Consider the following 18,947-nt stretch of genomic DNA (forward strand, 5'->3'; position numbering starts at 1 on the left):
CGCCGCTCCCGGCTGCTCCGCTCATGACGACGGTTAAAAACTCATGACCTCCAACGGCGTCCGCCCGGCAGCGGTCACGGCCCGCGGCTGGGGCTGGCGGCACGCCGGCCGGCCCCGGCCCGCGGTCCAAGGGCTGGATCTCGATATAGGCCCCGGGGAACGGGTGCTGCTGCTGGGCCCCTCCGGCGCCGGCAAATCCACCCTGCTCCACGCCCTCGCCGGGGTGCTCGGCGACAGTTCCGCCGGCGCGGCGGCTGCTGGCTCCCCGACGTCCCCGGCGGACTCCGGGGACGCCGACGAGACCGGCAGCCTGCTGATCGACGGCGCCCCGCCCCGCGCCCAGCGGGGCCGGGCCGGGCTCGTGCAGCAGGATCCGGAGACCCAGGTTGTGCTCTCGCGCCTCGGCGACGACGTCGCCTTCGGGGCGGAGAACCTGTCAGTACCCCCGGCCGAGATCTGGCGGCGCGTGCACGAAGCGCTCGACGACGTCGGGCTGGCCGGGCTGCCGCTGGACCATCCGACGGCGGCCCTCTCCGGCGGCCAGAAGCAGCGCCTCGCGCTCGCCGGGATCCTGGCGATGCGGCCCGGGCTGCTCCTGCTCGACGAACCCACCGCCAACCTGGACCCGGCCGGCGTCCTGGAGGTCCGCGACGCCGTGGGCCGCTGCCTGGACAAGACCGGGGCCACCCTGGTGGTCGTGGAGCACCGGGTTGCCGTGTGGAAAGACCTCGTGGACCGGATCGTGGTGCTGCAGCCGGGATCCGCCGCCGGGTCCGGGGTGCTGATCGACGGGCCGCCGGACCGGGTCCTGGCGCAGGCACGGGACATGCTCATCGCTGCGGGTGTCTGGGTTCCGGGACATGTCCCGCCGGCACGGGCCCGCGCGGGTACCGGGGCGCCGGATGGCGCCGGGCTGGCCGCCGGACCGGCCGCCGGACCGGCCGCCGGACAGCTGCTGCTGGCCGCGGAGAACCTCGCGGTGTCCCGGGAACGGCCGCGCCGGGCCGGGCCGCGCGGCGGCTTCCGTTCCATCCCGCCGCGTCCCGTCCAATCGGGCATCACCGCCCAGGTCCGTGCCGGCGAGGCGCTAACCATCACCGGCCCGAACGGCTCGGGGAAATCAACCTTCGCCCTGACCCTGGCCGGCCTGCTGCGGCCGGTCTCCGGCGCGGTCTCCGCCACGCTGGAGCTCAGCGCGGGCGCCGGGATCGACCCGTACAAATGGAAGGCCGATCAACTGATCGCCAGGATCGGGACGGTGTTCCAGGAACCGGAGCACCAGTTCGTCACCGGCCGGGTGCTCGACGAGCTGATGTTCGGCCCGCGCCACCTGGGCCGGGGCGAAGAACGCGTGGACGAGCTGCTGGAACGGCTGCGGCTGGCGGAACTGGTGGACGCCAACCCCTACACGCTGTCCGGCGGCGAAAAGCGGCGCCTCTCGGTGGCCACCGTGCTCGCCGCCCACCCGCAGGTCCTCGTCCTGGACGAACCCACCTTCGGCCAGGACGCCAACACCTGGGCCGAACTGGCCTCCCTCCTCTCCGGGCTCCTCGACGCCGGCACCGCCGTTGTCTCCGTGACGCACGACGAGGAATTCACCGCCGTCCTGGGCGGCACCCAGCTCAGCCTGGCCGCACCCGGGGCCGGGGCGCCGCACCGTGAGCTGCCCGGGGTAGCGGCGCCATGAGGGAAGCCCTAAGCCTGGGCGGCAACCATGCGCTCCTGACCCGCGCCAATCCGCTGGCCAAGTTCACCGCCGTCGTACTGATCACCCTGGTGCTGGCGCTGTCCATCGACTGGGTTTCGGCGTCGGTGGCGCTGGCCTGCGAGCTGCTGCTCTTCCCGCTGGCCGGGCTGGGCCCCACGCTGCTGTGGCGGCGCGGCTGGCCGCTGATCCTGGCGGCAGCGCTGGGCGGCTGGAGCACCGCCATCCTGGCGCCGGACACCGGGAGCATACTGCTCGACGCCGGCATCTGGTCGATCAGCGCCGGCTCCCTGCAGCTGGGACTCGGCTTCATGCTGCGCGGGCTCGCGATCGCGCTGCCGGCCGTGCTGCTGATGAGCTGCACGGACCCCACGGATCTGGCCGACGCCCTGGCCCAGAACGCAAAACTGCCGCACCGCTTCGTCCTGGGCACCCTCGCGGCCATGCGGCTGGTGGGACTCATGGCCGAGGAATGGCAGACCATCGGCATGGCCCGGCGGGCCCGCGGCGTCGGCTCGCACGGCAACCCCTACCAGCGCGTCCGGGCCACCCTGGGGCAGGGCTTCGGGCTCCTCGTGCAGGCCATCCGGCGTGCCTCCCGGCTCGCCGTGACCATGGAGGCCCGCGGCTTCGGCGGGGCGCAGCGGACCTGGGCGCGGCCCTCGACGTTCAGCGGCCTGGACCTCTGGGTGCTGCTGGGCGGACTCGGGATCGCCGCGGCTGCCGTCGCAGCGGCCCTGGCCGCCGGCACCTGGAACCTCGTCTTTCTGACGCGGCAGTAGCCGCCGCGGATCACACCCGGCGGGATCACACCCCGGCTTTATCGCACGGGACGGGTATTCGTGTGAGATCAATGGCTCTCAGGCCCCAATCGCTGGGGTGAATAACTCATCCGTGATATTTTGTTGGAATGACTCAACAGACTGCCGAACATGTAGGCCTGCTGCTCCGCGAGGCCCGCGGGGAGAAGGGCTGGACCCAGGGACAGCTCGCCACCGAACTGGGGACCAGCCAGAGCGCCATCGCCCGGATGGAGCAGGGCAAACAGAACCTGAGCCTGAAAATGATCCAGCGGCTGGAGGCGATCCTCGGCCGGCCCATCGTCAAGGTGGGCCGGCCGCAGATGACCCACCTGCGGGTGGAAGGCGGCCGCACGCTGTCCGGGTCCGTGGACGTCAACAGCAGCAAGAACGCGGGCGTGGCCCTGCTGTGTGCCAGCCTGATCAACCGCGGAACCACCACGCTGCGCCGCCTGGCCCGGATCGAGGAGGTCAACCGGATCGTCGAGGTGCTGACCAGCATCGGCGTCGAATGCACCTGGCTCAACGCGAACGATCTCCGGATCCGCCGCCCCGCGGTCCTGGACCTGGAGTCCATGGATGTGGAAGCCGCCCGCCGGACCCGCAGCGTCATCATGCTGCTGGGCCCGCTGCTGGACGAATCCGGCGAATACCGGCTGCCGTACGCCGGCGGCTGCGATCTTGGCACCCGCACCGTGCAGCCGCACATGCAGGCGCTGCGGCAGTTCGGCCTCGGCGTGGAGGCGAAGTCCGGGTTCTACGCGGTGCAGGCGCCGCCGTCGGACACCGAAGACCGTTCCTTCGTGCTCAGCGAACGCGGCGACACCGTGACCGAAAACGCGATCATGGCCGCCGCCCACCGCCCTGGCAGCACCATCATCCGCAACGCCAGCCCCAACTACATGGTCCAGGACCTCTGCTTCTACCTGCAGATGCTCGGCGTCCAGATCGAGGGCGTGGGCACCACGACGCTGAGGATCACCGGCCGCCCGTCGATCGACGTCGACATCGAGTACTTCCCGTCCGAAGACCCGATCGAGGCGATGAGCCTGATCACCGCAGGCATCGTGACGGATTCGGAAGTGACCATCCGCCGGGTGCCCATCGAGTTCATGGAAATCGAACTCGCCACGCTGGAGCAGATGGGCCAGCGGCTGGAGGTGTCCGGTGAGTACCTGGCCCGCAACGGCCGCACCCGGCTCGTGGACGTCACCACCAAGCCCTCCGCGCTGAACGCGCCCGAGGACAAGATCCACCCGATGCCGTTCCCGGGCCTGAATATCGACAACCTGCCGTTCTTCGCGGTCATTGCCGCGAACGCGCAGGGCCAGACGATGATCCACGACTGGGTGTACGACAACCGCGCCATCTACCTGACCGAGCTGAACAAGCTCGGCGCCCAGGTGCAGCTGCTCGATCCGCACCGGATCTATGTCAACGGGCCCACCCGGTGGCGTGCGGCGGAGGTCGGCTGTCCGCCGGCGCTCCGCCCGGCCGCCTGCCTGCTGCTGGCGATGCTCGCCGCCCGCGGGGTCTCGCTACTGCGCAACATCTACGTGATCGAACGAGGCTACGAGGACCTGGCCGAACGGCTGAACACCCTGGGCGCAAAGATCGAGTACTTCCAGGACTGACCGCCACTGATTCAAGCAACGCGGGGTCACATCGCGCCCATGCGGCGGCCCGGCATGGGCGCGGAGTGACCCCGCGTTGTGGCGCACTTCCCCCCATCCCGCGCACAATGGATGCATGCGCACCTTCGGTGTTGAGGAAGAGCTGCTGATTGTGGACCCGGGGACGGGTTCCCCGATTGCGCTCGCCGACGCCCTGATGTCGGGCCTGAACCCGGGACACACCACGGGCCACGACACCACCGGCTTCAGCTTCGAGCTCAAGCTTGAACAGATTGAAACCCAGACGGTGCCGTGCCTGGACCACGCGGGCCTGCTCCACGGCATCAGGCGGGGACGGGCCATCGCGGACCGGGCGGCCCGGGCGCATGGCGCGCGCGTGGTAGCCCTGGCCACCTCCCCGCTGCCCGTCGCCACCCACACGACGCCCAATCCGCGCTACGCGACCATGCAGGAACGCTTCGGGCTCACGGTTCATGACCAGCTGACCTGCGGCATGCACGTCCACACCTTCGTGGAGTCGCCCGAGGAGGGCGTGGCCGTCATGGACAGGATCCGCGACAAGCTGGCCGTGCTGATAGCGCTCAGCGCCAATTCCCCTTTCTGGAACGGCCACGAGACGGGTTTTGAAAGTTACCGCACCCAGGCGTGGAACCGGTGGCCGGGGGCGGGGCCCTCGATGATTTTCGGCAGCCTGCCGGTCTACCGGAGGGTGGTGACCAGGCTGCAGGAGAGCGGCGTTCTGTTCGACGAGGGGATGGTCTACTTCGATGCCCGGCTCTCCCGGAACCATCCCACCGTGGAGGTCCGGGTTGCCGACGTCTGCCTTCGGGGCGAGGACGCGGCGCTGATCGCGGTGCTGGTGCGGGCGCTCGTGGAATCGGCGAGCCGGGAATGGTACGACGGCGTGGAGCCCGCCCCGGTGCCGACGGTGCTGCTGCGGATGGCCGCCTGGCAGGCAAGCAACTGCGGGCTGACGGGGACGCTGCTGGACTTCGGCAGTTTCCGCCCTGCGCCGGCCCGGGAGGTGGTGGAAGCCCTGGTGGACTTTGTGGCACCTGTGCTCGCGGAGCAGGGCGAGCTGGATCTGGTGCGTGCCGGCGTCCAGCGGATCCTGGCCCGGGGGACCGGTTCCCAGCAGCTGCGCCAGCCGTTCCGGGAAGCAGGACTCTGCGCCGTCGTCGATCACGCGGTGCAAGCGACGACGGCGGAGGCAGCGGAAGTGCCGACGGAGGCCGGTGCAGCGGCCGTGAACCCGTCCGGTCAGCCGGCGTAGGGGTCCGCGATGCCGATGTACTGCGTGGTGGTGTATTCCGCGATCCCTTCCGAGCCGCCCTCGCGGCCCAGGCCGGACTGCTTGACGCCGCCGAAGGGCGCGGCGGCGTTGGAGATGACGCCGGCGTTGAAGCCCACCATACCGAATTCGATCTGTTCGGCCACCCGCAGCAAGCGGTTGAAGTCGCGGCTGAAAACGTAGGAGGCCAGGCCGTATTCGCTGGCATTGGCCAGCCGGATGGCGTCCTCCTCGGTGACGAAGGTGGTGACCGGGGCCACGGGGCCGAAGATCTCCTGGCGGAGGATCGCGGCGTCGTTGGGCACGTTGGCCAGCACCGTGGGCGGGTAGAAATAGCCGGCGCCCTCAACGGGAGCGCCGCCGGTGACCGCGGTTGCACCGGCCGCGACGGCGGAGGTGACCAGGGCGTGCACGTCGTCACGGGCGCCGGCGTCGATGAGCGGGCCGACGTTGGAGTCCGCATCAGTGCCCCGGCCGGTGGTGAGGGCCGCCATGGCCGTGGCGAACTTGCCGGTGAACGCGGCCGCCACGGACTCCTGGACCAGGAAGCGGTTGGCGGCGGTGCACGCCTCGCCCATATTCCTCATCTTGGCCGCCATGGCCCCGTCGACGGCCTTGTCCAGGTCCGCATCTTCGAAGACGATGAAGGGCGCGTTGCCGCCGAGCTCCATCGACGTGCGCAGGACGTTGGCGGCGGCGTCGGCCATCAGGCGCTTGCCGACCGGCGTGGAACCGGTGAAGGAGACCTTGCGCAGCCGCGGATCGGCGAGCAGCGGGCCCGAGATCCCGGCGGCGCTGGAAGAAGCCACCACGTTGAGCACGCCGGCGGGCAGGCCGGCGTCGAGCATGGTCCGGGCGAAGAGCTGCGCGGTCAGCGGCGTCAGCTTCGCGGGCTTGAGCACCATGGTGCAGCCGGCCGCGATGGCCGGGGCGACCTTGCGGGTGGCCATGGCCAGCGGGAAGTTCCACGGGGTGATCAGCAGGCAGGGTCCCACCGGTTTTTTCTGGACGAGGATCTTGTTCCTGCCTTCAGGCGTGGTGAGGTAGCGGCCGTAGTCGCGTACCGTCTCCTCGGAGAACCAGCGCAGGAATTCGGCACCATAGGTGACCTCGCCGCGGGCTTCGGCCAGCGGTTTCCCCATCTCCAGGGTCATCAGCAGGGCGAAGTCCTCGGCCCGGGCTGTTATCAGGTCGAAGGCGCGGCGCAGGATCTCGGCGCGTTCGCGGGGCGCTGTCCGGGCCCACGAAGCCTGGACCTTGTCCGCAGCGTCGAGCGCGGCGAGGGCGTCCTCGCTGGTGGCGGACGCCAGGGTGGCCAGGACCCCGCCGGTGGAAGGATCGTGGACGTCGAAGGTGCCGCCGTCGGACGCGTCGCGCCACTGCCCGCCAATGAGCAGGCCCGTGGGGACGGACGCGATGAGCGCGGCTTCGCGTGCGGAGGTGACGGCGGCCGGGGTGGCAAGGGAATTGGTCATGGGTCTCCTCAGTAAGGTGTGTGGGGCGCCGGTTTCGGCAGGCTCAACCACCGGACTCCGGTGATCGAGCTTGTCGAGATCCGGCAGGCTCGGTTTCGACAGGCTCAACCACCGGGGACGGGTTAGTAGCTGGTCCGGGTTTCGACAGGCTCAACGACCGGAGATGGGACGAAGTCGGCGGCGAGGGCCTCGGAACCGCGGGCCAGCAGGGCAACGTCGGCGCCCACCAGCACGAACGATGCCCCCGCGGCCAGGTAGGAGCGGGCCGTGCCCGGGTTGAAGGCGTTCACGCCGGCGGGCTTGCCGGCCTGCTTCGCGGCGGCGAGGCAGTGTTCGACGGCGGCGCGCACCTCGGGGTGTTCCTGCTGTCCCAGCAGGCCCATGGAGGCGGCCAGGTCGGACGGGCCCATGAAGATGCCGTCCACGCCGTCGACCGCCAGGATCGAGTCCACGGCGGCGACGGCGGCTACGGATTCGATCTGGACGGTGAGGCTGACGGTCTCTGAGGCGCGGGCGAGGTAGTCCGGTGTCCGGTTCCAGCGCGCGGACCGCGCCAGGGCCGAACCGACGCCGCGGACGCCGTGCGGAGGGTAGCGCGTCGCGGCGACGGCCGCCTCCGCCTCGGCGGCGGAGTTCACCATCGGCACCAGCAGGTTCTGGACGCCCAGGTCCAGGTACTGCTTGATGACGATCGTGTCGTTGACCGGGGGCCGGACCAGGACCTGGACGGGGTAGCCGTGCACGGCCTGCAGCTGGGCCAGGATGGATTCCAGCCCGTTGGGGCTGTGCTCGGCGTCGATCAGGAGCCAGTCCAGCCCGGCCCCGGCGCAGATCTCGGCGACCAGCGGGCTGCCGGAGCAGACCCACATGCCGGCGAGCGGCCGGTCCGAGGCGGCCAGTGCGTGGCGGAAGGTGGGATCAGGTTCTACTCGAAGCGGCATGTCACAACTCCCAGGGGTCCGTAGTCGGCGTGCACGGTGTCCCCCTTGTAGACCCACATGGGGCGGGTGAAGGAGCCGGCGAGGATGATGTCGCCGGCCTTCATCCCGTCGCCGTGGGCGGCGATCTTGTTGGCGAGCCAGTGCACGCCGGCGGCCGGGTGGTCCAGGACTCCGGCGGCCACACCGGTCTCTTCCACCGTCTGGTTCTTGTACAGGATGGCGGAGACCCAGCGGAGGTCGACGGCGTCCGGGCGGACGGGGTTTCCACCGACCACCATCGCGCCCATCGCCGCGTTGTCGGCGATGGTGTCCACGATGGTCCGGCCCTCCATCTCGATCCTGGAGTCCAGGATCTCCAGGGCCGGAACCACGTAGTCGGTGGCGTTCAGGACGTCGAAGATGGTGCAGCCGGGACCGGACAGGTCCTTCTTCAGCACGAACGCCAGTTCCACTTCCACCCGCGGATGGGTGTACCGGTCCCACTGCACCGCACAGCCCGTCTCCAGCACCATGTCATCGAAAATGGCGCCGTAGTCCGGTTCGGTGATGCCCGTGGCCGCCTGCATCGCCCGGGAGGTCAGGCCGATCTTGCGGCCCACCAGATTCCGGCCGGCCTCCTCGTTGCGGCGGCGCCACAGCTGCTGGACGGCGTAGGAATCCTCCACCGTCATCTCCGGATAACGGGCCGTCAGGCGGGGGACCGGTTTGCGGTTCCGGCCCGCCTCCAGCAGCTCATCCGCTATCGCCTCGATCGTCGCGGCATCCATCATGGCTACAGCTGCGCCCCGAGCTTGAAGCCGCGTTCCTCGCCGGGTTCGCGGGTGTAGGCGAAGCCGTCTGCCCCGATGGTGACTGCCATTTCGGAGACGTCGGTGCGTTCGATGACGGGCTGGGGGTTGCCGTCGAGGTCCAGGACCAGGGAGGCCTCGGTGTACCAGGACGGGACCACGGGGTTGCCCCACCAGTCGCGGCGCTGGTTGTCGTGCACGTCCCAGGTGATGGTGGGGTTGTCAGGGTCGCCGGTGTAGTAGTCCTGCGTGTAGATCTCGATGCGGTGGCCGTCCGGGTCCAGGATGTACAGGTAGAAGGCGTTGGACACGCCGTGCCGGCCGGGGCCGCGTTCGATCCGGTCCGAGATGCGCAGGGCGCCCATCTTGTCGCAGATCTGGATGATGTTGTGCTTCTCGTGCGTGGCGAACGCGACGTGGTGCATCCGGGGTCCGTCGCCGCCGGTCAGCGCGGTGTCGTGCACGGTCTGCTTGCGGTGCATCCAGGCCGCGTAGGTGACGCCGTCGGAGTCCTTGATGTCTTCCGAGACCCGGAAGCCAAGGTCCTCGAGGTACGCCCGGCCGCGCGGGACGTCCGGGGTGACCTGGTTGAAGTGGTCCAGGCGGACGAGTTCGCCGGCGTTGTAGAGGTCATAGCGCTGCGTGAGGCGTTCGACGTGCTCGGTCTCGAAGAAGAACTCGTAGGGGAAGCCCAGCGGGTCCTCGACGCGGACGGAGTCGCCGATGCCCTTGGTGAAGCCGCCTTTGCGGCGTTCGGTGCGGCAGCCCAGTTCCTTGTAGTAGGCCTCTGCGGCGTCCACCTCGGCGGGGGACTTGACCCGGTAGGCGAACGCGGCGACGGCCGGGACGGGTCCCTTGCGCAGCACCAGGTTGTGGTGGATGAACTCCTCGAGGGCGCGCAGGTAGATGTTGTTCTCGTCTTCCTCGGTGACATGCAGGCCGAGGACGTCGACGTAGAACTCGCGTGACTTGGCGAGGTCCGTGACCACGATCTCCATGTAAGCGCAGCGGACAATGTCCGGGGCCGGGACGGTGGGGGTGGGGATGAAGTTGGTCATGGTGTTCTCTCTTCTTTGAAAGGGTTCTGTTTGGCTCAGGCGCCGAATTTGGGGGTGTGGCCGAATTTAGGAGTATGAACAGGGCCGAGGGTGATGTGCACGGCCTGCTGGTCGGTGTAGAAATCGATCGAGCGGTAGCCGCCCTCGTGGCCCAGGCCGGAGGACTTGACGCCGCCGAACGGGGTGCGGAGGTCCCGGACATTGTGGCTGTTGAGCCACACCATGCCGGCTTCCACGTTCTGGGAGAAGTTGTGGGCGCGGGTCAGGTTCTGGGTCCAGATGTAGGCGGCGAGCCCGTATTTGACGCCGTTGGCCAGTTCCAGCGCTTCCTCGTCCGAGTCGAACGGGGTGATCGCGACGACCGGTCCGAAGATTTCCTCCTGGAAGATCCGGGCGTCGGGTTTTACGTCCGCGAACACGGTGGGGGCGATGTAGTTGCCTTCCGGGAGGCCTTCCGGGCGTCCGCCGCCGGCCAGCAGCCGGCCCTCGGACTTGCCGATCTCCACGTAGGAGGCGACCTTGGCGTAGTGCTCGGGGTGGACCAGGGCGCCGACCTCGGTCTTCGGGTCGTGCGGGTCCCCGACGACGATGTTCCTGGCCCGGGCGGCGTACTTTTCGCAGAACTCCTCGTAGATGCCGCGCTCCACGAGGATGCGGGAGCCGGCGGTGCAGCGTTCCCCGTTGAGGGAGAAGACGCCGAACAGGGCGGAGTCGATCGCGGCGTCGAGGTCGGCGTCCGCGAACACCACGCAGGGTGACTTGCCGCCGAGCTCCATGGACAGGCCCTTGAGGTTTTCCGCGGCGTTGCGGAAGATGGTCTGCCCGGTGGTGGTCTCGCCGGTGAAGGAGATCAGCGGGACGTCCGGGTGCTTGACCAGGGCGTCGCCGGCTTCCTCGCCGAGGCCGTTGACCAGGTTGAACACGCCGTCGGGAAGCCCGGCGTCCTTGAAGATTGTCGCCCACAGCGATGCCGACAGCGGGGTGAATTCGGCGGGCTTGAGGACCACGGTGTTGCCGGTGGCCAGGGCCGGGGCGAGCTTCCAGGATTCCAGCATGAACGGGGTGTTCCACGGGGTGATGAGGCCGGCGACGCCGATCGGCTTGCGGTTGACGTAGTTGATCTGCGCGCCGGGAACCTTCATCGCGTCATCGAACTGCGCCACGATCAGGTCCGCGAAGAAGCGGAAGTTCTCCGCCGCGCGCAGCGCCTGGCCCTTGGCCTGGGTGATGGGCAGGCCGGTGTCGAAGGTCTCGAGTTCGGCGAGCCGGTCCTCCTGGGCTTCGACGGCGTCGGCGATCCTGTTCAGGACGCGGGCACGTTCCCGCGGTTTCATTTTCGGCCACGGGCCGTTGGTGAAGGCTTCGCGGGCGGCGGCGACGGCGAGGTCGATGTCTTCCTTCTGGCCGGCGGCGGCGGTGGCGTAGTTGGTGTTGGAGACCGGGTCCAGGACGTCGAAGGTCGCCCCGCCCACGGAGTCCACGAATTTACCGTTGATGTAGTGCTGGATGCGGGTGGGCAGGTCCTGGGGCACGTAGTGGGTTTTGGCTGTAACGGCGGTGAACGTCATTGTTGGTTCCTTACTACTTATGCAACGCGGGGTCATTTACGGCCCATGCGAGGCGGGTTAATGGGCGCTAAGTGACCCCGTGTTGGTTTGGGCGAGATAGGCGTCCAGGGTGGCGGAGCGGTGGCGGCGGGCTGCTTTTTCGATCTCGTCGGCTGCCGCCGCGGTCTCGATGAGCCGGAGCAGTCCCTCGTGTTCGTCCACGGAATCGTGGGCCCTGCCGGGGACGAAGCGGAACGTTGATGACCGCAGCGACGCGAGCCGGTTCCAGCCCCGGTGCACGAGGTCCAGGATGTGCGGGTTGGGGCAGTGCTCAAACAGGACGCTGTGGAAGTCCTGGTTCAGCCGGGTGAAACGGACGGGGTCGAAGTGCTCCAGGCATTCCCGCATTTCCTCGTTCACGGCGCGGGCGCGCGCGATGTCCGCTGCGCCGATCAGCGGGGCGGACAGTGCGGTGGCCGCCCCCTCCACGATGCTCAGGGTCTGCATGGTGTAGAGGTATTCGGTGGGGTCGATGCCCGCGACCGTGGCGCCGACATTCCGCTCGAATTTCACCAGGCCTTCGGCTTCGAGCCGGCGGATGGCCTCCCGGACCGGCACCACGCTGACGCCCAGATCCTCTGCGATTTTGGAGAGCACCAGCCGGTAGCCGGGGGAGTAGTCGCCGTCGATGATCCGGGCCTTGACCGCGGCGTAGGCCTGTTCGGACTTGCTGCCGGTCGGGGCGGCGACGTCAGTCATGTGTGCTCACCGCTTCCCGCGAGGCGGCCCATTCCTGGTAGCGTGCGCGCCAGGCGGCGTTCAGCGGGTAGAGGCCGTCCACGCTCTGGCCTTTCTCGACCATCTCGGCGATGAAGACTTCCTCGCGTTCCTGGGCGATGGAATCATCGGCGAGTTCCTCGGCGAGGGCCGGCGGGATCACCAGGATGCCGTCGGCGTCGGCCACGATGATGTCCCCGGGCTGAACGGTGGTGCCGCCGCAGGCAATGGTGATGTCCGTGTCCCAGGGGATGTGCCGGCGGCCCAGCACGGCGGGGTGCGGGTTGGCGTAGTACGTGGGCATGTCCATCGCGGCGACCGCGGCGAAGTCCCGGACCCCGCCGTCGGTGATGATGGCCGCGGCCCCGCGGACCTGGGCGCGCAGGGCCAGGATGTCCCCGATGGTGCCGGTGCCCTTTTCGCCGCGTGCCTCCATGACCAGGATTTCGCCCTCGTTGACGGTGTCGATGGCCCGTTTCTGGGCATTGAAGCCGCCGCCGTGGGTCTTGAACAGGTCCTCGCGGTTGGGGACGTAGCGCAGCGTCCTGGCCAGGCCCACAATCCGCTTCTCCGGCCGGGTGGACGTGAGGCCGTCGATGCTGACGTTGTTCAGGCCCCGCTTGCGCAGCTGGGAGGAAAGAGTGGCCGTGCAGACGCTTTCCAGCTTCGCCTTCAGCGCTGCGGACAGGACCGGAACGGGGGCCGGCAGGCCGGCCGCGTCACGGGAACCGTAGGCCTCCTCGCGCTGGAGATCGTCAGACTTCGGCCGGGCCCCGAAGTCGGCGAACGGCGTCGTGCCTTCCTCCACCGCGGTGGCAAGACGGCCGGTAGCCAGGCCGCCGTCCGCCGTCGTGCTGACTTCAACCTCGACGACGTCACCCGGGGTGGCGACGGAGGCGCCGGCCGGGGTGCCGGTCAGTATGATGTCCCCTTCCTGGAGGGTGAGCAGCTGCGAGAGGTCCGCGACGAGCCGGGCGAAGGGGAAGAGCAGGTCCTGCGTGGTGTCGTCCTGGACGAGCCGGCCGTTGTGCCAGGTGCGGATCCGGAGCCCCGCGGGGTCGACGGCGTCCGCCGGGATGAGCCCCGGCCCGATCGGGGTGAAGCCGTCGCCGCCCTTGGACCGGAGGTTGGAGCCCTTGTCCGCAGAGCGGAGGTCGTAGACGCCGAGGTCGTTGCTGGCGGTGACCCATTCGACGTGGCTCCACGCGTCCTCGAGGCCGACGCGGCGGGCCGGCTTGCCGATGATCAGTGCGATCTCGCCCTCGTAGCCTAGGAGCTCGCAGCCGGCCGGGCGCTCGACGGTGGATCCGCTGAGTGCCAGGGAGGATGATGGTTTGAGGAAATACGAGGGCTGCTCCGGCGTGCGGCCGCGCTGCGCGGCCCGGCTCGGGTAGTTCACGTGCACAGCGATGACCTTGCCGGCCGCTGCCAGCGTGCCGTGGTTGACCTGCTCCAAGGAGTCTCCTCATCAAGTACGAAATCGTATACGATCACTATCGCTCATCAACGGGGTCCCGTCAACCCTCAGATAAGATCCTTGTCACCCGCGTCACACCTGGCGTACAGTGTGGGACAAAGATCTTTGTTCGATTATAGAAATTCAAGTTCTAATATCGAACACTCCTGGCGATATGGCCACCCAACGAAGTGAGGAATCCCGTGCAGTTCCACCACCACGGTTACGTATCCGGTGACCCGCGAGTCCAGCAAGCCGCCGGCGTCGGCATCAATCGGCCGGCGCAGCTTCCCGACGAGGTCGACGTGCTTATCGTCGGCACCGGGCCCGCGGGCATGCTCACCGCAGCCCAACTGTCCCGGTTCCCGGGCGTCACGACGCGCATCGTGGAGCGCCGCGGCGGGCGGCTCGCCATCGGCCAGGCCGACGGCATCCAGGCCCGGAGCGTCGAGACCTTCCAGGCCTTCGGCTTCGCCGAGCGGATCATCGCCGAGGCGTACCGGATCACCGAGATGGCGTTCTGGAGGCCGGACCCCGCGGACCACTCCCGCATCATCCGGAGTGCGCGCGCGGTCGACGACGAAATGGGCATCAGCGAGTTCCCGCACCTCATCGTCAACCAGGCCCGCGTGCTGGACTACTTCGCCGAGTACATGGCGAACTCGCCCACGCGCATGTCACCCGATTACGGCTTTGAGTTCCGCGGCCTCGAGGTCACCGGCGAAGGCGACTACCCCGTCACCGTGACGCTCCTCCACACAGCCGGCCCCGACGAGGGCCGGGAGCGCGTTGTCCGGGCCAAATACGTCGTCGGCGCGGACGGCGCGCGCAGCAGGGTGCGGGAGTCGATCGGCTGCACGCTCGCCGGGGACCAGGCCCATCACGCCTGGGGCGTCATGGACGTACTCGCCGTCACGGACTTCCCTGACATCCGCACGAAATGCGCCATCCAGTCCGGGACGGGCGGCAGTATCCTGCTGATCCCGCGCGAAGGCGGCCACCTCTTCCGCATGTACGTCGACCTCGGCGAGGTCGACCAGAACGACAAAGGCGCCGTGCGCAGCACCACCATCGAGCAGATCATCGGCCACGCGAATGCCATCCTCCACCCCTACACGCTCGACGTCCGCAACGTCGCCTGGCACAGCGTGTACGAGGTCGCCCACCGCCTCACCGACAGGTTCGACGACGTCCTCCCGGACCAGCGCGGCACCCGCACGCCACGCGTGTTCATCACCGGCGACGCCTGCCACACGCACAGCGCCAAGGCCGGCCAGGGCATGAACGTCTCCATGCAGGACGGATTCAACCTCGGCTGGAAGCTCGGGCACGTGCTCGAGGGCCGCAGCCCGGCGAGCCTGCTGTCCACGTACTCCGCCGAGCGCCAGGTCGTCGCGAAGAACCTCATCGACTTCGACAAGGAGTGGTCCACGCTCATGGCGAAGAAGCCGGAGGAGTTCGATAGCCCCTCCGAGCTCGAGGACTTCTACGTGAGCACCGCCGAGTTCCCTGCCGGCTTCATGACCCAGTACGGCCCGTCCATTCTCACCGCCGAGCCTGCGCACCAGGACCTGGCCACCGGCTTCACCATCGGCAAGCGTTTCAAGTCCGCGCCCGTCGTCCGGGTTTGCGACGCCAACCCGATGCACCTCGGCCATCACGCCACGGCGGACGGCCGGTGGCGCATCTACGTCTTCGCCGACCAGGCAAAGCCCCGCATGGGGTCGCCCGTCGCCGACTTCGCCGAGTGGATCGCGAACTCGCCGGAATCGCCGCTCGCCGCGACGCCGCCGGACGCTGACCGTGACGCGTGGTTCGACGTTAAGGTGATCTACCAGCAGGACCACACGAGCATCGACATCGGCGCCGTTCCCAAAGCGTTCATGCCGCAAGTGGGACCGTTCCAGCTCACGGACTACGAGAAGGTCTACGCCACGGATCCGACGGCGGACATCTTCGAACTGCGCGGCCTCGACCGGGGCGGAGTCGTCGTGGTGGTGCGACCGGACCAGTACGTGGCCAACGTCCTGCCGCTGACGGCGACGGCCGAGCTCGCCGCATTCTTCGCGCCCCTCCTCCCGGACCGGCGCCCCGAGGCAGTCCGACCCCCAGCACCGTCTGGCGCGCGCACCGCGGGCCCGGCTCCCGTCAGCAACGTGGCGTGAGGCAGGTGATCGGGGGCTGCGCCGGGATTACGCACGCAGCTCCCGATCAATCCGTTCCATGCGAGCCCGCACCAGCTGGAAACGCGCGTCCCCGGGGCCGGTCAATCTTGCCAACGCGGCAGCGGCTGCGATGTCGCCCGAGCCCATGTCGCTGGCGCACCAACGTGAGATCACCCCGGCGTCTCCGCTTGAACGGACCGAGGCCGCAACAGCCTCATTCAATTCGTCACGCATGAGCTCCACGGCCAGATTCGTCGAGCGGTTGAGCAAGCGGGCCGGGTACCCGGCCAACTCTTCTCCGAGGCGGCCGGCCCGCAAATGCCCGGCCGCTACGTCGGCGTCGGACACCACACGCACACCAGCGGCAAAACGGTACGGATTGGGCTCCACCACGGCACCCAACACCGAACGGATCCGGTGCATCTCCGTCCGGATTGCCGCGGCCGCTCCGTCTTCGCCGTGCAGCTGGTAGGCCAGCTCTTCGGCGCTCCAGCCTTGCGTCCGGGAGGCCAGCAAAGCCAGTATTTCGGCTCGGCGCAGCGTGATCGGAACGCCACGGGCGCCGTCGAGCTCTGCTGTCGGCTTGTCGCCGAGGAGCCGCAGGAACAGCGTGGAGGCGGTGCCGGGACGGGAAAGCCCGACGGCGGCACGCGGACCCGCTGCCGCCGTCGGGCCCGCGGACCGCAGCAGTTCCTCGGCCAGCCGCACGCCGCAACGCACCATGCGCAGGCTGTCCGGCGTCACGGAATCGATCGGCCCGGAAACATCCAGCACGCCGACGATTTCCCCGCTGAAGGGGTCACGGATCGGGGCGGCGGTGCATGCCCAGTCGTGGTGTGTCCGCACCAGGTGCTCGGCCGAAAACAACTGGGCCGGGCCCCCGGAAATAAGCGCTTCGCTGATGGCATTCGTGCCGATACCGGACTCGGACCAGTCGGCACCTTCAACGAACTCCAGTCGGCCTGCCGCAACGCTGACCCGCTGCCGACCCGCCACAGCACCTCGCCCTGATGGTCGGTGACGATCAGCAGGTGGCGGCCGGCGGCGGACTCATCGGCGAGCAGCTGGGACAAAGCCGGAACCACGGATGCCAGACGGTGGTCGGCGCCCAAAGAACGGGCTTCAGAAACCTCATGCAGATGCACCGGACTGTGCTGCTCGGGATTGATGCCCAGAGCGAGGGAGCGTCGCCACGACTCAAGCAGCGACGTTGAGAACGCCGGATCCGGCGAGCCGGCCAGCGTGGCCTCCTGCGCGCTGCGGAGCGTCCTGGCGTATTCCAGGGGAGAGGAGAAACGGAGCCCGGGATCGGGTGCCAACGCGTGCCGCATGCGTCTACTCCCAACTCGCCGTCGAATCGATCTGCCCGAAAACCGCACAGGAAAGGGGCGTGGCCCGTGTGACCCGGTTGTAACCCCCCTCGACATTTACTTGTGATGCGAGTCACCATCCGGGCGGCTGTTACGGAACCGGGAAATGACTCATCGTCAGCAATGGAAAGAGGAGACATGCCTGAGACCGCAAACGGCATCGCCGAGGCGTGGCTGGCGCAGTTCGACGAGGCGCTGCGCAGCCACAACACCGGGGCCGCACTGGAATTGTTCGAGGACGAATCGTATTGGCGCGACTTCGTATCCTTCACCTGGAATCTGAAGACGCTCGAGGGCAAGGACCAGATCAGGAGCATGCTGGACGCCACGCTGGAGGATATCCAGCCGTCCAACTGGACCCTGGCAGAGGACGCCACCGGGGACGCCGCCAGCACCGAGGCCTGGGTCAACTTCGAGACCTCGCAGGCCCGCGGCTACGCACATCTGCGCCTGCGCAACGGCAAATGCTGGACCCTGCTCACCACCATGCAGGAGCTCAAGGGCTTCGAGGAGAAGAAGGGTGCCAACCGTGAGAAGGGCGTGGCCCACCACATCAGCAAGGGCCGCAAGTCCTGGCTGGAACTGAAGGAGGAGCAGGAAGCCAGGCTCGGCCACGAGGACCAGCCCTACACGGTGATCATCGGCGGCGGGCAGGGCGGCATCGGCCTCGGCGCCGGCTGCGCCGGCTCGGCGTGCCCACGCTCATCATCGAGAAGAACGAAAAGCCCGGCGACTCCTGGCGCAACCGCTACAAGTCCCTGCACCTGCACGACCCCGTCTGGTACGACCACCTGCCGTACCTGAAGTTCCCGGAGGACTGGCCCGTCTTCGCGGCCAAGGACAAGATCGGCGACTGGCTGGAGCACTACACGCGGATCATGGAGCTGAATTACTGGTCCAGCACCGAATGCACCAACGCCCGCTACGACGAGGACGCCCAGGAATGGATCGTCCAGGTCATCCGCGACGGCGAACCGGTCACCTTGCGTCCCAAGCAGCTCGTCTTCGCCTTGGGCGTCTCGGGTTACCCCAACGTGCCAACGTTCGACGGCGCCGAGAGCTTCCTGGGGGAGCAGTACCACTCCTCCAAGCACCCGGGCGGCGGAGACTGGACGGGCAAGAAGGCCGTGGTGATCGGGTCGAACAACTCGGCCCACGACATCTGCGCCGATCTCTGGGAACACGGGGCCGACGTCACCATGGTCCAGCGCTCCTCCACCCACATCGCCCGCAGCGAGTCGCTGATGGACCTGGCCCTCGGCGACCTCTATTCCGAGAAGGCGCTGGCCAACGGCGTCACCACCGAAAAGGCCGACCTCCTGTTCGCCTCCCTGCCGTACCGCATCCTGCCGGAAGCCCAGATCCCGGTGTACCAGAAGATGGCACAGCGCGACGCCGGGTTCTACTCACAGCTCGAAGCAGCCGGCTTCGAGCTGGACTTCGGAGTGGACGGCTCCGGGTTGTTCCTGAAGTACCTGCGGCGCGGCTCCGGCTACTACATCGACGTCGGCGCGTCCCAGCTGATCATCGACGGCCGCGTGAAACTCGCCAACGGCCAGGTCAGCAAGATCACGGGCAACGCCGTCGTGATGGACAACGGCACCGAACTGGAAGCCGACGTGATCATCTACGCCACCGGCTACGGCTCGATGAACGGCTGGCTCGCGGACCTCGTCTCACCCGAGGTGGCTGACAGGGTAGGCAAGTGCTGGGGATTCGGCTCGGAGACGCCCAAGGACCCGGGTCCGTGGGAGGGGGAGCTGCGCAACATGTGGAAGCCCACCAACGTGGAGAACCTCTGGATCCATGGCGGCAACCTGCACCAGAGCCGGCACTATTCCAACTACCTGGCCCTGCAGCTCAAGGCCCGGATGGAAGGGCTGCCCACGCCGGTGTATGAGCTTCAGGCATCGAACCACACACGCTGATCACCACCCAAA

The 18,947-nt window shown here is 68.4% G+C and carries 14 protein-coding genes and 1 pseudogene; 7 read left to right on the top strand and 8 right to left on the bottom strand.

Features of this window, described 5'->3' with window-relative positions:
* The first annotated feature begins 43 nt into the window (after nt 1-43).
* From J9611_RS13640 to J9611_RS13655, 4 genes are all read left to right on the top strand, one after another.
* Nucleotides 44-1,687, top strand: coding sequence for an ABC transporter ATP-binding protein (locus tag J9611_RS13640; protein ID WP_211880898.1), 1,644 nt, complete (start codon nt 44-46; stop codon nt 1,685-1,687).
* Entirely contained in the window at nt 1,684-2,487 is an 804-nt protein-coding gene (locus J9611_RS13645; protein WP_211880900.1) for an energy-coupling factor transporter transmembrane component T family protein, read from the top strand. Before J9611_RS13640 ends, J9611_RS13645 begins: the two co-directional genes overlap by 4 nt.
* Nucleotides 2,488-2,615: 128 nt before the next feature.
* Complete coding sequence (locus tag J9611_RS13650) at nt 2,616-4,139, top strand: UDP-N-acetylglucosamine 1-carboxyvinyltransferase (RefSeq protein ID WP_211880902.1); 1,524 nt, start codon at nt 2,616-2,618, stop codon at nt 4,137-4,139.
* A 115-nt stretch (nt 4,140-4,254) separates the two neighbouring features.
* Nucleotides 4,255-5,412, top strand: coding sequence for a glutamate--cysteine ligase (locus J9611_RS13655; protein WP_211880904.1), 1,158 nt, complete (start codon nt 4,255-4,257; stop codon nt 5,410-5,412).
* Here J9611_RS13655 and J9611_RS13660 read toward each other — a convergent pair.
* From J9611_RS13660 to J9611_RS13690, 7 genes are all read right to left on the bottom strand, one after another.
* The gene (locus J9611_RS13660) at nt 5,400-6,905 is read right to left on the bottom strand and encodes an NAD-dependent succinate-semialdehyde dehydrogenase (RefSeq protein ID WP_211880905.1); all 1,506 of its coding nucleotides are present in this window, start codon (nt 6,903-6,905) and stop codon (nt 5,400-5,402) included. The two genes, J9611_RS13655 and J9611_RS13660, sit on opposite strands and share 13 nt — an antisense overlap.
* Nucleotides 6,906-7,027: 122 nt before the next feature.
* A complete protein-coding gene (locus tag J9611_RS13665) occupies nt 7,028-7,846 on the bottom strand; it encodes an HpcH/HpaI aldolase family protein (protein ID WP_211880906.1) in 819 nt (272 codons plus the stop codon).
* Complete coding sequence (hpaH, locus tag J9611_RS13670) at nt 7,831-8,616, bottom strand: 2-oxo-hept-4-ene-1,7-dioate hydratase (RefSeq protein ID WP_211880907.1); 786 nt, start codon at nt 8,614-8,616, stop codon at nt 7,831-7,833. The genes J9611_RS13665 and hpaH overlap by 16 nt, the downstream gene beginning before the upstream one ends.
* Before the next feature lie 2 nt (nt 8,617-8,618).
* Nucleotides 8,619-9,692, bottom strand: coding sequence for a 3,4-dihydroxyphenylacetate 2,3-dioxygenase (hpaD, locus tag J9611_RS13675; RefSeq protein ID WP_211880908.1), 1,074 nt, complete (start codon nt 9,690-9,692; stop codon nt 8,619-8,621).
* Between the two features lie 35 nt (nt 9,693-9,727).
* A complete protein-coding gene (gene hpaE / locus J9611_RS13680) occupies nt 9,728-11,260 on the bottom strand; it encodes a 5-carboxymethyl-2-hydroxymuconate semialdehyde dehydrogenase (RefSeq protein ID WP_211880909.1) in 1,533 nt (510 codons plus the stop codon).
* Between the two features lie 57 nt (nt 11,261-11,317).
* Nucleotides 11,318-11,998: a GntR family transcriptional regulator gene (locus J9611_RS13685; protein WP_211880910.1), complete on the bottom strand. Its 681-nt coding sequence runs from the start codon at nt 11,996-11,998 to the stop codon at nt 11,318-11,320.
* On the bottom strand, nt 11,991-13,472 hold the full coding sequence (locus tag J9611_RS13690) for a fumarylacetoacetate hydrolase family protein (RefSeq protein WP_211880911.1): 1,482 nt from the start codon (nt 13,470-13,472) through the stop codon (nt 11,991-11,993). The genes J9611_RS13685 and J9611_RS13690 overlap by 8 nt, the downstream gene beginning before the upstream one ends.
* A gap of 203 nt (nt 13,473-13,675) precedes the next feature.
* On the opposite strand from J9611_RS13690, the gene J9611_RS13695 reads away from it, so the two are divergent.
* On the top strand, nt 13,676-15,637 hold the full coding sequence (locus J9611_RS13695) for an FAD-binding monooxygenase (protein WP_211880912.1): 1,962 nt from the start codon (nt 13,676-13,678) through the stop codon (nt 15,635-15,637).
* Between the two features lie 27 nt (nt 15,638-15,664).
* Here J9611_RS13695 and J9611_RS13700 read toward each other — a convergent pair whose 3' ends face one another.
* Entirely contained in the window at nt 15,665-16,633 is a 969-nt protein-coding gene (locus J9611_RS13700; protein WP_307857106.1) for a helix-turn-helix domain-containing protein, read from the bottom strand.
* 14 nt (nt 16,634-16,647) lie between these two features.
* Between J9611_RS13700 and J9611_RS22550 the strand changes: the two genes are divergently transcribed.
* Together J9611_RS22550 and J9611_RS13705 are read left to right on the top strand one after the other, a co-directional pair.
* A complete protein-coding gene (locus J9611_RS22550; RefSeq protein WP_307857107.1) occupies nt 16,648-16,851 on the top strand; it encodes a hypothetical protein in 204 nt (67 codons plus the stop codon).
* Nucleotides 16,852-17,145: 294 nt separating this feature from the next.
* Nucleotides 17,146-18,935, top strand: a pseudogene (locus tag J9611_RS13705) (NAD(P)/FAD-dependent oxidoreductase).
* Nucleotides 18,936-18,947: the final 12 nt, after the last annotated feature.

Source organism: Pseudarthrobacter albicanus (assembly GCF_018224015.1).
GTDB classification, from domain to species: domain Bacteria; phylum Actinomycetota; class Actinomycetes; order Actinomycetales; family Micrococcaceae; genus Arthrobacter; species Arthrobacter albicanus.